This is a genomic window from Pseudomonas sp. URIL14HWK12:I6 (genome assembly GCF_000514195.1).
GTDB classification, from domain to species: Bacteria; Pseudomonadota; Gammaproteobacteria; order Pseudomonadales; family Pseudomonadaceae; genus Aquipseudomonas; species Aquipseudomonas putida_A.
Genome location: NZ_AZVL01000027.1, coordinates 51,112 through 64,652, shown reverse-complemented (window position 1 = coordinate 64,652; position 13,541 = coordinate 51,112). Strand labels below are relative to the sequence as shown.

Sequence of the window (13,541 nt, the reverse complement as noted above, 5' to 3'; positions counted from 1 at the left end):
CTTGAAACGAATGGTGGGTGATGACGGGATCGAACCGCCGACATTCTGCTTGTAAGGCAGACGCTCTCCCAGCTGAGCTAATCACCCTTCGCTTCGGTGTGGCGCGCATTCTACGGAGCGACCCAACCTCTGGCAAGCACTTTTTTAATTAATTTTCTCAGGCCTTCCAAAGGCTTAGAGAAGGGTTGGCCTATGACCCGGCGAAGACAATAATGCCCCCCTTTGTATAAAGGAGAGACTCACCCCATGTGGTTCAAAAACCTGCTTATCTATCGCCTGACCCAAGACCTGCCTGTCGATGCCGAGGCGCTGGAAACTGCACTGGCCACCAAACTGGCGCGTCCATGTGCAAGCCAGGAGTTGACCACCTACGGTTTCGTCGCGCCGTTCGGCAAAGGCGAAGATGCGCCACTGGTGCACGTCAGCGGTGACTTCCTGCTGATCGCTGCGCGTAAAGAAGAACGCATTCTGCCGGGCAGCGTCGTGCGCGATGCGGTCAAGGAGAAGGTCGAAGAGATCGAAGCCGAGCAGATGCGCAAGGTCTACAAGAAGGAACGCGATCAGATCAAGGATGAAATCATCCAGGCGTTCCTGCCGCGCGCCTTTATCCGTCGCTCGTCGACCTTCGCCGCCATCGCGCCGAAACAGGGCCTGATCCTGGTCAACTCGGCCAGCCCGAAACGTGCCGAAGACCTGCTTTCCACAATGCGTGAAGTGCTCGGCACCCTGCCCGTGCGTCCGCTGACCGTGAAAACCGCACCGACCGCCGTGATGACCGAGTGGGTCACCACCCAGCAAGCAGCACCGGACTTCTTCGTACTGGACGAATGCGAGCTGCGCGATACCCACGAAGACGGCGGCATCGTGCGTTGCAAGCGTCAGGACCTGACCAGCGAAGAAATCCAGCTGCACCTGAGCACCGGCAAAGTAGTCACCCAATTGTCGCTGGCCTGGCAGGACAAACTGTCGTTCATGCTCGACGACAAGATGACCGTCAAACGCCTGAAGTTCGAAGACCTGCTGCAGGATCAGGCGGAACAGGACGGTGGCGACGAGGCTCTGGGCCAACTGGACGCCAGCTTCACCCTGATGATGCTGACCTTCGGCGACTTCCTGCCGGCACTGGTGGAAGCGTTGGGTGGGGAAGAGACTCCGCAGGGGATCTAAGGGCCCTGGCATGCACCCTCTTCTTATAGAAGGTGCCTGAAAAACAAAGATCGCAGCCTTCGGCAGCTCCTACATTTGGAATATGTTTTCCTGTAGGAGCTGCCGAAGGCTGCGATCTTTTTGCTGGCACCGTATGCTTAGCTTCCTAACGCTTTCACATAATAAGGAACAGGCCATGCGCGCACTGGCTGCACTCAGCCGCTTTGTCGGCAATACCTTCGCTTACTGGGTTCTGATTTTCGCGGTGATCGCGTTCCTGAAACCGGCGTGGTTCCTCGACCTCAAAGGCGCAATCGTGCCGCTGCTGGGGCTGGTGATGTTCGGCATGGGTCTGACCCTCAAACTTGACGACTTTGCTGCCGTCGCCCGCCATCCGTGGCGTGTGGCGTTAGGCGTGGTCGCACATTTCGTGATCATGCCCGGTGTGGCGTGGTTGCTCTGCCAGATCTTCCATCTGCCACCGGAAATCGCGGTCGGGGTGATTCTGGTGGGCTGCTGCCCAAGCGGCACCTCCTCCAATGTCATGACCTGGCTGGCACGCGGCGATCTGGCGCTGTCGGTGGCGATTGCTGCCGTCACCACCCTCCTCGCCCCGCTGCTGACCCCGGCGCTGATCTGGCTGCTGGCTTCGGCATGGTTGCCGGTGTCGTTCATGGAGTTGTTCTGGTCGATCCTGCAAGTGGTGTTGCTGCCGATCGTGCTCGGCGTGGTCGCGCAACGCGTGCTCGGCGACAGGGTGCGCCACGCGGTGGACGTGCTGCCACTGGTGTCGGTGGTCAGCATCGTGATCATCGTCACCGCCGTGGTGGCCGCCAGTCAGGCGAAGATTGCCGAATCCGGGCTGCTGATCATGGCCGTGGTGATGCTGCACAACAGCTTCGGCTACCTGCTGGGTTACTTCACCGGGCGCCTGTTCAAGTTGCCACTGGCGCAGCGCAAGTCGCTGGCGCTGGAAGTCGGCATGCAGAATTCGGGGTTGGGCGCGGCCTTGGCCAGCGCGCACTTTTCGCCGCTGGCGGCGGTGCCAAGCGCGTTGTTCAGCGTCTGGCACAACATTTCCGGGGCGTTGCTCTCGACGTACTTCCAGCGCATGAGCGAGAAAGAAGACCGTGAGGCGCTAGCGCAGCAGCCGGCCGACTGACCGGCAAACTTGATCCCCGGATTAATGCTCGGCAGACTGTTGCGCTACGCGGGGACGACCCTGCGGCTCGATCGAGTTATCAATCTGGGGACGGCCCCGTCAATCGATGGAGGTCTCTTATGTCCTGGATCATTCTGTTTTTCGCCGGCCTGTTCGAAGTCGGCTGGGCCGTCGGCCTGAAATACACCGACGGCTTCACCCGCCCGCTCCCCACCGTCCTGACCGTTGCGGCCATGGCCATCAGCCTTGGCCTGCTGGGTCTGGCAATGAAGGAATTGCCGCTGGGTACGGCTTATGCAATTTGGACCGGGGTCGGCGCCGTGGGCACGGTGATTGCGGGGATTATTCTGTTTGGCGAGTCGATGGCATTGATTCGGCTGGCCAGTGTGGCGTTGATCATTACCGGGTTGATTGGCCTCAAGGTCAGCGCTTAAGCAACTAGCGCTTTCGCGAGCAGGCTCGCTCCCACACTGGAGTGCATTTCAAATGTGGGAGCGAGCCTGCTCGCGAAGGGGCCCTTGAAGTCACCGATTACCTGACGGTGCCGCGCAACGCCCCCACCAAACCCTGTAATTTCGCCGGCTGCGCCGCCTCAACCTCGACCGCCGAACCCGCCACCAACGTCACCCGCGACCACAACCGCTTGAACAGCCCCTTGTTCGGATCGCGGCTGAAGAAACTCCCCCACAACCCTTGCAACGCCAGCGGAATCACCGGCACCGGCGTCTCTTCGAGAATCCGCGTCAGCCCGCCCTTGAACTCGTTGATCTCGCCATCGGTGGTCAACTTGCCTTCGGGGAAGATGCACACCAGCTCACCGTCCTTCAGATACTGGGCAATCCGGGTGAAGGCCTTTTCGTAGATCTGGATGTCTTCGTTGCGTCCGGCAATCGGAATTGTTCCCGCCGTGCGGAAGATAAAGTTCAGCACCGGCAGGTTATAGATTTTGTAGTACATGACAAAGCGAATCGGCCGACGCACCGCACCGCCGATCAGCAGCGCATCGACGAACGACACGTGGTTGCACACCAGCAGCGCCGCGCCCTCGTCCGGGATCGCCTCGAGGTTGCGGTGCTCGACGCGGTACATGGAATGGCTGAGCAGCCAGATCATGAAACGCATGCTGAACTCGGGGACGATCTTGAAGATGTAGGCGTTGACGCCGATGTTCAGCAGCGACACCACCAGGAACAGCTGCGGAATCGACAGTTTGACCACACTCAGCAACACGATCGAAACGATCGCCGAGACCACCATAAACAGAGCGTTGAGAATGTTGTTGGCGGCAATCACCCGCGCCCGCTCGTTTTCGGCGGTGCGCGACTGGATCAGCGCGTACAGCGGCACGATATAGAAACCACCAAAAATACCCAGGCCGATAATGTCGACCAGCACCGCCCAGGTATGCGCAAAGCCCAGCACTTCAGTCCAGTTGTGGCCGGTGACGCTCTCGGGGATTCCGCCGGAATGCCACCACAGCAACAGGCCGAACACGGTCAGACCGAACGAACCGAACGGCACCAGTCCGATCTCGACCTTGCGCCCGGAGAGTTTCTCGCAAAGCATCGAACCCAGCGCAATCCCCACCGAGAACACGGTGAGAATCAGGGTGACCACGGTTTCGTCGCCGTGCATCCATTCCTTGGCGTAGGCCGGGATCTGCGTCAGGTAAATCGCCCCGACAAACCAGAACCACGAGTTGCCGACAATCGAACGCGACACCGCAGGCGTCTGGCCCAGACCGAGTTTCAGCGTGGCCCAGGACTGGCTGAAGATGTTCCAGTTCAGGCGCATTTCCGGCGACGCGGCGGCCGCGCGCGGAATGCTGCGACTGGCGAGATATCCCAGCACCGCAATCCCGACAATCGCGGTCGAAACCAGCGGCGCGTAGTGCGTCGAGGACATGATGATCCCGGCGCCGATGGTCCCGGCGAGAATCGCCAGGAACGTGCCCATCTCCACCAGACCGTTGCCGCCGACCAGCTCATCCTCGCGCAACGCCTGCGGCAGGATCGAATACTTCACCGGCCCGAACAGCGCCGAATGCGTGCCCATGGCAAACAGCGCCACCAGCATCAGCGACAGGTGATCGAACAGGAAACCGATCGATCCGACGGCCATGATCGCGATTTCCGCGAGTTTGATCAGACGGATCAGCGCGTCCTTGGCGAATTTTTCCCCGAACTGCCCGGCCAGCGCCGAAAACAGAAAGAACGGCAGGATAAACAGCAGCGCACACAGGTTGACCCAGATCGAACGGTCACCTTCGATGGTCAGCCGATACAGAATGGCGAGGATCAGCGACTGCTTGAACACGTTGTCGTTGAACGCGCCCAGCGACTGCGTGATGAAAAACGGCAGGAAGCGCCGAGTGCGAAGCAGGTTGAACTGTGAGGGGTGACTCATCTTCCGTGTTTCCCTGAGGTCGGTAGAGAATGGCCTGGATCTGCTTATTGGAATCTCGATCGGCGTTCCAGGCCACACCTTACCTAAACTTTTCAGGTTATTTCTTCAACCCTGCAATACAAGGTGAGACAAACAGCCCACCGCGCCACGCGCCTTGCACGGTGCGTTTACCGACGATCAGCCACATCACCGCCAGCAAGCTCACCAGCATGCAGCCGACCACGCTGAAAAAACCGAGGTTCAGCGTGCTGGCGAGCTTGAGGGTCGCCAGCGAATACACGCCCAGCGGGAAGGTAAAACCCCACCAGCCGAGGTTGAACGGGATGCCGTCACGCAGGTAACGCGCGGTGATCAGCAGCGCCATCAACATCCACCACAAGCCGAAGCCCCACAGGGTGATACCGGCGATCAGCCCCACGCCTGCAGCGATTTCACCGATGCCCGGCAGGCCGTTGGCGGCGAAGATCGCCGGTGCATCAGCGCCCAGCAGCAACATGCCCAACGCACCGGTACCGATCGGGCCGAGGGCCAGCCAGCTCGAAGCGGCCATGTTTTCGTGGGGCAGTTTATGCAGGGCCATGCGCAGCAGCAGGATGGTCAGAATGCTGAACGCCACCGGCAGGGAAAATGCCCAGAGCACGTAGCTTGTGGTCAGCACCACCAGTTGCGCATGGGCATCAGCCAGATGCGGCGCGAGCAAGCCACCGCTGGCCGCTGCCACTTCTGCGGCGACTACCGGCAACAGCCAGACCGCGGTCATCTGGTCGATGCTGTGTTCCTGGCGGGTAAACATCATGTAGGGGATCAACACGCCGCAGGCCAGCGACATCGCCACGTCGAGCCACCACAGTACTTCGGCAAGATGAATCACCCCCTCACCCCAGCGTGGCAGACCGAACAGCAGAAAGCCGTTGATGATGGTCGCCAGGCCCATGGGGATGGTGCCGAAGAACATCGAAACGGTGGAATGGCCGAAGATCCGCCGCGCTTCATCGAAGAAGAGAACCCAGCGCGCGGCATAGGCAAAGGTAAACAGGGTGAACAACAGAATGTTGAACAGCCACAACCCTTCGGCCACCGCGTGCACCCCGGGGATCGCCACCGGCAGTTGCGCCAGGGCCAGGGCCAGCACGCCGGTGCCCATGGTCGCGGCGAACCAGTTCGGGGTGAATTGACGGATCACTTCACGCGGATGCTGAAGCTGGCTGAACGGCTTGATGCCGGGTTTGGCTATGTTGGGGCAAGTCATCATGAACTCCTGTCCTCAGGTGAGGTTGAGTCCATGGTAGAACCGAATCGAATATCTATATAACGGGTAATTTCTCTATCTGTTATCTACTTTACAGATAATCGTCTAGACACTGCCTTCGCTTTCGATCACCAGAATCCGCGCCGCGCCCTGCGGATGCGCCACGTGCTCGGTGCCGACCGAGGCGTAGAAGATATCGCCGACCTCAAGCAGCACCTGCTTTTCTTCACCCTGTTCGCGATAGCGCATCTGCACCTGACCATCGAGCACCACAAACACTTCCTCACCATCGTTGACGTGCCATTTGTACGGCTGATCAGTCCAGTGCAGGCGCGTGGTGATGCCGTTCATGTTGGCGATGTCCAGCGCACCCCAGGCACGCTCGGCGGTGAACGACTTGCTGCGGATAATCTTCATCTGTCGATCCGTGAAAAGAAGGCCGGACAAAGGTAGCTGAAACCATCACGTTTATGGAGTGCTGCAAGCCTTCACTGCTTGCGGGCGCAGGCTGAGCAACAGCGCGGCGCCGGCCAGGACGATCAATCCGGCGCCGTAGCCGTCGGTGGTCGCCAGCAACCCATAGGCTCGGGTCAAATGCCCGGCCAACAAGGCCGGCAGGCAGAACGCCAGATAACTCAGCGCGTAGTACGCCGACATCAAACCGGCCCGTTCATGCGGCAGGGCCAACGGCACCAGACTGCGCACCGCGCCGAGAAACCCCGAGCCAAAGCCGCAACCGGCGACCAGTGTGCCGAGGAAAAACAGCGCCAGACTGGCGCTGTGCACCCCAAGCAGAATCAGCAGCACGCCGATAGGCAGCAGACTGGCGCCGATTTGCAGGGCTTTGCCGGCGGGACGATTGCGCAAAGTGAAAATCATCAGCGCCCCGGTCACGGTCAACGCCGAGACAGTCGCGCCGCCGATCAGGTTCGACGTCGAGCCCGTGGCGGTGCGCACCAGCGACGGTGCCAGTGAGGCAAAAAAGCCGCCGAGGGCCCAGGTTGCGGTGTTCAGCGGCAGCACACGCCATAAGGTCGAACGCGCCTGAACCGGCACATGCAGGGTCGGCCGCAGTGAAGCCCAAGCCCCGGATTGCGGGGTGACGCTTTCCGGCAGACGCCAGACATACACCGCCTGCAACACAAACAGCGCCAGCAGCAGCCAGTAAGTCAGTTGCAACGGCGCCGGGGCGAACTCGGCCAGCAAGCCGCAGCCCATGCTGCCCAGCGCCATGCCGAGCAACGGTGCGACGCTGTTGATCAACGGCCCTTGCTGACGGTCGGTGTCGAGCAGCGTCGCGCTCAAAACAGCGGTGGCCATGCCGGTGGCAAAACCCTGCAATACGCGGGCACTGATCAGCCAGGCAACACTGTCGGCGCTGATAAACAGCAACATCGCTAGCGCATTGAGCAGCACGGCAGTGAAAATCACCGGTTTACGTCCCAGGTGATCGGACAGCGATCCGACCGTCAGCAGCGCCGCCAGCAGACTCAGCGCATACACGCCGAAAATCAGGGTCAGCACCGCTGCCGAGAAGTGCAGTTGATCCTGATACAGGTGATACAACGGCGTCGGCGCCGTGGAAGCGGCGAGAAAACTGAGTAAGGTGATCGCCAGAAAAATCAGGCTGCCACGGTTGGAAGCAAGGCTGGTCATGGGCACACTCCGCAAAAGCTAATTTTTTGCTTTTGCGGAGTGTGCTCCCGGCTTTGGCTTAAAGCAAATTCTTTGTGTTAAGGTCTGACGCATGGCTATTAAAGAAAGTTTACGCCCCGGTGGCCGCAGTGCCCGGGTGCAAGAGTCGATTCATTCGGCAGTTCGCGCGCTTCTGCAAGAACAGGAGCGCAGCAGCGTGACCGTCCCGCAAATCGCGGCGCGCGCCGGGGTCACGCCGTCGACGATCTATCGGCGCTGGGGTGATCTGGCGGCGTTGCTCGCCGACGTAGCCCTCGCTCGCATGCGCCCGGACAGCGAACCGGCGGTGACCGGTGACCTGCGTGGTGACATTCGCGCCTGGGCTGAACAGTATCTCGACGAGATGAGCTCAGAGCCGGGGCGCAACATGATGCGCGATGTGCAGGCCAGCGCCACGCCGGGGTACTGCGTGACGATTCTTGGTGGGCAGTTGCAGACCATCATTGACCGCCACCCCGATGAAGCAGCGCCGAGCGTTGATCGGTTGATCAATCTGGTGGTGGCGCCGGTGGTGTTCCGGATTCTGTTTTCGGCGGCGGCGCTGGAGGTGGATGAGCTGCATCGGTTGATCGATATCGCACTGCGACAGGACTGACGCTTTCGCGAGCAGGCTCGCTCCCACAGGGGATTGCATTCCAAATGTGGGAGCGAGCCTGCTCGCGAAGAGGCCTGACCAGTCACCTCAGAACCACCCGGTTTCAAACCTGCGACACCCCGCCACGCCACGACCTTGGTCGACACTGACTAACCGCCATACTCATGCGAGACTGTCCGCCCGGGCAGGACTGCCGGGGAGTCTTTTGTCGGGAGTGTTGCATGTCGCTGTCCACCGGGCTGATCGCCGCCGTCGCCCTGGCCTATATGGCCATCATGTTCGCCATCGCCTTCTACGGCGACCGTCGCAGCACACCGTTGCCGCCGCGGATGCGCGCGTGGGTGTACAGCCTGTCGCTGGCGGTTTATTGCACCAGTTGGACGTTCTTTGGCGCGGTTGGTCAGGCGGCGGAACAGCTGTGGTCATTCCTGCCGATCTACCTCGGACCGATCCTGTTGCTGCTGGGCGCGCCGTGGGTCCTGCAGAAAATGGTGATGATCAGCAAGCAGGAGAACATCACCTCGATTGCCGACTTCATCGCCGCGCGCTACGGCAAATCGCAATCGCTGGCGGTGGTGGTGGCGCTGATCTGTCTGGTCGGCGTCCTGCCCTATATCGCTCTGCAACTCAAAGGCATCGTCCTTGGCGTGAACCTGCTGATCGGCGCCGGGGCCGACGCCATGGGCACCCGCGCCCAGGACACCGCGCTGATCGTGTCGCTGGTACTGGCGCTGTTCACCATCGTCTTCGGTACGCGCAACCTCGATGCCACCGAGCACCACCGCGGCATGGTGCTGGCGATTGCGTTTGAATCGCTGGTCAAGCTGTTCGCCTTTCTCGCCGTTGGCGCGTTCGTGACCTATGGCCTGTACGACGGTTTTGACGACCTGTTCAATCAGGCGATGCTCGCGCCACGCCTCGAGGAATACTGGAAGGAAACCATCAACTGGCCGTCGATGGTAGTGCAGACCGGGGTGGCGATGATGGCGATCATCTGCCTGCCACGGCAGTTTCACGTCACGGTGGTGGAGAACATCGACCCGCAGGACCTGCGTCTGGCCAAGTGGGTGTTCCCGGCGTATCTGGCGCTGGCCGCGCTGTTCGTGGTGCCGATCGCCCTCGCCGGGCAGATGATGCTGCCGAGTCACGTGTTGCCCGACTCGTTCGTGATCAGCCTGCCGTTGGCCCAGGCCCATCCGGCATTGGCGTTGCTGGCGTTCATCGGCGGTGCGTCGGCGGCCACCGGCATGGTGATTGTGGCCAGCGTGGCACTGTCGACCATGGTTTCCAACGACATGCTCTTGCCGTGGTTACTGCGACGTAACAACGCCGAGCGCCCGTTCGAAGTGTTCCGCCAGTGGATGCTCTCGGTGCGCCGCGTGAGCATCGTGCTGATTCTGCTGCTGGCCTACGTCAGCTACCGCTTGCTCGGCTCTACCGCGAGTCTGGCGACCATCGGCCAGATCGCCTTCGCCGCCGTCACCCAACTGGCCCCGGCGATGCTCGGCGCGCTGTACTGGAAACAGGCCAACCGTCGCGGGGTGTTCGCCGGTCTGGCCGCCGGTACGTTCCTCTGGTTCTACACGCTGATCCTGCCGATTGCCGCCCACAGTCTCGGCTGGTCGCTGAGCACGTTCCCGGGCCTTTCGTGGCTGCACAGCAACCCGCTGAACCTGCCGATCACCCCGCTGACCCAAGGCGTGGTGCTGTCACTGGCGGGCAACTTCACGTTGTTCGCCTGGGTCTCGGTGCTGTCGCGTACACGGGTTTCGGAGCACTGGCAGGCCGGGCGCTTCATCGGTCAGGAAATCAGCGCGCGGCCGAGTGCGCGTTCGATGCTCGCAGTGCAGATCGATGATTTGCTGCAACTAGCGGCACGCTTTGTCGGTGAAGAACGTGCGCGGCAGAGCTTCATTCGTTTCGCCTACCGGCAGGGCAAGGGCTTCAACCCGAACCAGAACGCCGACGGCGAATGGATCGCCCACACCGAACGCTTGCTGGCCGGCGTGCTCGGCGCGTCTTCGACACGGGCGGTGGTAAAAGCGGCGATTGAAGGTCGGGAAATGCAGCTGGAGGACGTGGTGCGCATCGCCGACGAAGCCTCGGAAGTCCTGCAGTTCAACCGCGCCTTGCTGCAAGGCGCGATCGAAAACATTACCCAGGGCATCAGCGTGGTCGACCAGTCGCTGAAGCTGGTGGCCTGGAACCGCCGCTATCTGGAGTTGTTCAACTACCCGGACGGTTTGATCAGCGTCGGCCGGCCGATTGCCGACATCATTCGCTACAACGCCGAACGTGGCCTGTGCGGCCCCGGCGAGGCGGAAGTCCACGTCGCCCGGCGCCTGCACTGGATGCGTCAGGGCCGTGCGCACACCTCCGAACGCTTGTTCCCCAACGGCCGGGTGATCGAGCTGATCGGCAACCCGATGCCCGGCGGCGGTTTCGTCATGAGTTTCACCGACATCACCGCGTTCCGCGAAGCCGAGCAGGCGCTGACTGAGGCCAACGAAGGCCTGGAGCAACGGGTCAGCGAGCGTACGCAGGAGCTGTCGCAGCTCAACGTCGCACTGACCGAAGCCAAGGGCCATGCCGAGGCGGCGAACCAATCGAAAACCCGTTTCCTCGCCGCCGTCAGCCATGACTTGATGCAGCCGTTGAACGCCGCGCGCCTGTTCTCTGCCGCCCTGTCCCATCAGGACGACGGCTTGAGCAGCGAGGCGCAGAAACTGGTGCAACACCTCGACAGTTCGCTGCGTTCGGCAGAAGACCTGATCAGCGACCTGCTGGATATTTCCCGCCTGGAAAACGGCAAGATCAACCCCGATCGCAAACCGTTCGCGCTCAATGAGCTGTTCGATACGCTCGGCGCCGAATTCAAGGCGCTGGCCCAGGAACAAGGCCTGAAGTTCCGTGTGCGCGGCAGCCAGTTGCGCATCGACAGCGACATCAAATTGCTGCGGCGGATTCTGCAGAACTTCCTGACCAACGCTTTCCGCTATGCCAAGGGCCCGGTGCTGCTGGGCGTACGTCGGCGCGATGGCGAGTTGAGCCTGGAAGTGTGGGATCGCGGGCCGGGAATTCCGGAAGACAAACAACAAGTGATTTTCGAGGAGTTCAAGCGCCTCGACAGCCATCAGACCCGCGCCGAAAAAGGTCTTGGGCTGGGCCTGGCGATTGCCGACGGTTTATGTCGCGTGCTCGGCCATACCCTGCGCGTACGTTCGTGGCCGGGGCGCGGCAGCGTGTTCAGTGTCAGTGTGCCGCTGGCCCGGGCGCAATCTCTGCCACAGAAAACTGCGGTGGAGTTGAACGGCAAGCTGCTCAGCGGCGCGCAGGTGCTGTGCATCGACAATGAAGACAGCATTCTGATTGGCATGAACAGCCTGCTGACCCGCTGGGGCTGTCAGGTGTGGACGGCGCGCAATCGCGAAGAATGCGCGGCGTTGCTGAACGAGGGTGTGCGACCGCAACTGGCACTGGTCGACTATCACCTGGACCACGGCGACACTGGAACCGAGCTGATGGCGTGGTTGCGCACCACGCTGGGTGAGCCGGTACCAGGGGTGGTGATCAGCGCCGATGGTCGTCCGGAGACGGTGGCGCAGGTGCATGCGGCGGGGCTGGATTATCTGGCCAAACCGGTGAAACCGGCGGCGTTGCGGGCGTTGTTGAGTCGGTATGTGCCGTTGTAACCGTTCGACTTGAGTGTTGCAGCGCTACCACTGACGCCTTCGCGAGCAAGCCCGCTCCCACTTTTGGAATGCATTCACTGTGGGAGCGAGGCTGCTCGCGAAGCTCTTCGGGTTATTCCGGGAGCTCGACCAGCCCATCGACATCGGTCATCGCCCGCTCCAGCAGATCCGCCGGCAAACTCTTGCTGGCCCGCGCGCCGAGCAATTTGAGCTGCTCACTGCGGCTGACCAGGTTGCCGCGCCCTTCCGTGAGTTTGTTGCGCGCCGAGCTGTAGGCCTTGTCCAGCTGTTGCAGGCGATTGCCGACTTCGTCCAGATCCTGAATGAACAGTACGAACTTGTCGTACAGCCAGCCGGCACGCTCAGCGATTTCCCGGGCGTTCTGGCTCTGCCGCTCCTGCTTCCACAGGCTGTCGATCACCCGTAACGTCGCCAGCAACGTGGTCGGACTGACGATCACGATGTTGCGGTCGAACGCTTCCTGGAACAACGCCGGCTCGGCCTGCAATGCGGCCGAAAACGCCGCTTCGATCGGCACGAACAGCAAGACGAAATCGAGGCTGTGCAGGCCTTCCAGACGCTTGTAATCCTTGCCGGCGAGGCCCTTGACGTGGCTGCGCAGAGACAGCACGTGCTGCTTGATCGCGACCTGCCCGAGGGTGTCATCTTCGGCGGCAACGTACTGCTGATAGGCAGTGAGGCTGACCTTGGAGTCGACCACCACCTGCTTGTCGCCCGGCAGGTAAATGATCACATCCGGCTGGAAGCGCTCGCCGTCCGGCCCCTTGAGATTGACTTGGGTCTGGTACTCGCGGCCCTTCTCCAGACCCGCGTGTTCCAGCACCCGTTCAAGAATCAGTTCCCCCCAGTTGCCTTGGGTCTTCTGGCCCTTGAGGGCGCGGGTCAGGTTGGTCGCTTCGTCGCTCAGGCGCAGATTCAGCGCTTGCAGACGCTCCAGCTCCTTGGCCAGCGAGAAGCGTTCGCGGGCTTCGGCCTGATAGCTTTCTTCCACGCGTTTTTCGAAGGATTGGATGCGTTCTTTCAGCGGATCGAGCAACTGCCCGAGGCGCTGTTGACTGGTCTCGGCAAAACGCTGTTCACGTTCATCGAAGATCTTCCCTGCCAGCTCGGCGAATTGCGCGCGCAGCTCATCGCGCGAGCCTTGCAGGTCGTTGAGGCGTTGTTGATGGCTTTCCTGTTGCTCGCGCAGTTCGGCGTTGAGCGACGCGGCCTGAGCGTCGAGACGCCGCAATTCGGCTTCTTTGTTGGCGCGCTCGATGTTCCACGCGTGGGAAGCGTCACGGGCATCATCGCGCTCGATCTGCAGCAGCTCGACTTCGCGGCGCAGGGCCGCCAGCTCCGCCTGTTTGGCGGCATTGGCCTGGCCGAGGTCGACGATTTCATCGCGGCTGGCTTCAAGTTGGGCGTTGAGCCCGTCCTGCGCCAGTTGCGCCATGGCCAGACGCTCTTCGAGCAAGGCGACCTCGGCTTGCCGATCACTGGCCCGCCGTTGCAGTTGCCAGGCCAGCGCCAGCAGCGGCAATCCCGCGCCCGCCAGACCCAGCAACACGCTGGTCAAGTCCATAGCCATAGCCA

Annotated in this window: 10 protein-coding genes and 1 tRNA gene; 5 read left to right on the top strand and 6 right to left on the bottom strand. The window is 61.5% G+C overall.

Annotated features, from left to right (window positions below):
* Nucleotides 1-11: 11 nt before the first annotated feature.
* A tRNA-Val gene (locus H043_RS0124560) sits at nt 12-87 on the bottom strand.
* Between the two features lie 159 nt (nt 88-246).
* Here H043_RS0124560 and rdgC point away from each other — a divergent pair.
* The 3 genes from rdgC (at nt 247) to sugE (ending at nt 2,742) form a co-directional block, all read left to right on the top strand.
* Nucleotides 247-1,167, top strand: a complete 921-nt coding sequence (rdgC, locus tag H043_RS0124555; RefSeq protein WP_003223096.1) for a recombination-associated protein RdgC — start codon at nt 247-249, stop codon at nt 1,165-1,167.
* 175 nt (nt 1,168-1,342) lie between these two features.
* Nucleotides 1,343-2,308 carry a bile acid:sodium symporter family protein gene (locus tag H043_RS0124550; protein ID WP_027614077.1) on the top strand — a complete coding sequence of 322 codons (966 nt, stop codon included), beginning with the start codon at nt 1,343-1,345 and terminating at the stop codon, nt 2,306-2,308.
* A gap of 119 nt (nt 2,309-2,427) precedes the next feature.
* Nucleotides 2,428-2,742 (top strand): quaternary ammonium compound efflux SMR transporter SugE, encoded by a 315-nt coding sequence (gene sugE, locus H043_RS0124545; protein ID WP_003223093.1) that lies wholly within the window; start codon nt 2,428-2,430, stop codon nt 2,740-2,742.
* 97 nt (nt 2,743-2,839) lie between these two features.
* Here the strand turns inward: sugE and H043_RS0124540 are convergent, their stop codons facing one another.
* The 4 genes from H043_RS0124540 to H043_RS0124525 form a co-directional block, all read right to left on the bottom strand.
* Nucleotides 2,840-4,714, bottom strand: a complete 1,875-nt coding sequence (locus H043_RS0124540) for an MFS transporter (protein WP_027614076.1) — start codon at nt 4,712-4,714, stop codon at nt 2,840-2,842.
* A 97-nt stretch (nt 4,715-4,811) separates the two neighbouring features.
* Nucleotides 4,812-5,963 (bottom strand): TDT family transporter, encoded by a 1,152-nt coding sequence (locus tag H043_RS0124535; RefSeq protein WP_027614075.1) that lies wholly within the window; start codon nt 5,961-5,963, stop codon nt 4,812-4,814.
* 105 nt (nt 5,964-6,068) lie between these two features.
* Nucleotides 6,069-6,380: a cupin domain-containing protein gene (locus H043_RS0124530; RefSeq protein WP_027614074.1), complete on the bottom strand. Its 312-nt coding sequence runs from the start codon at nt 6,378-6,380 to the stop codon at nt 6,069-6,071.
* 51 nt (nt 6,381-6,431) lie between these two features.
* Complete coding sequence (locus H043_RS0124525; RefSeq protein ID WP_027614073.1) at nt 6,432-7,619, bottom strand: MFS transporter; 1,188 nt, start codon at nt 7,617-7,619, stop codon at nt 6,432-6,434.
* Between the two features lie 91 nt (nt 7,620-7,710).
* Here H043_RS0124525 and H043_RS0124520 point away from each other — a divergent pair, with 91 nt between their 5' ends.
* Complete coding sequence (locus H043_RS0124520; RefSeq protein ID WP_027614072.1) at nt 7,711-8,253, top strand: TetR/AcrR family transcriptional regulator; 543 nt, start codon at nt 7,711-7,713, stop codon at nt 8,251-8,253.
* A gap of 221 nt (nt 8,254-8,474) precedes the next feature.
* Entirely contained in the window at nt 8,475-11,945 is a 3,471-nt protein-coding gene (locus tag H043_RS0124515; protein WP_027614071.1) for a PAS domain-containing hybrid sensor histidine kinase/response regulator, read from the top strand.
* A gap of 112 nt (nt 11,946-12,057) precedes the next feature.
* Here H043_RS0124515 and rmuC read toward each other — a convergent pair whose 3' ends face one another.
* Complete coding sequence (gene rmuC / locus H043_RS0124510; protein WP_177325662.1) at nt 12,058-13,422, bottom strand: DNA recombination protein RmuC; 1,365 nt, start codon at nt 13,420-13,422, stop codon at nt 12,058-12,060.
* Nucleotides 13,423-13,541 lie beyond the last annotated feature (119 nt).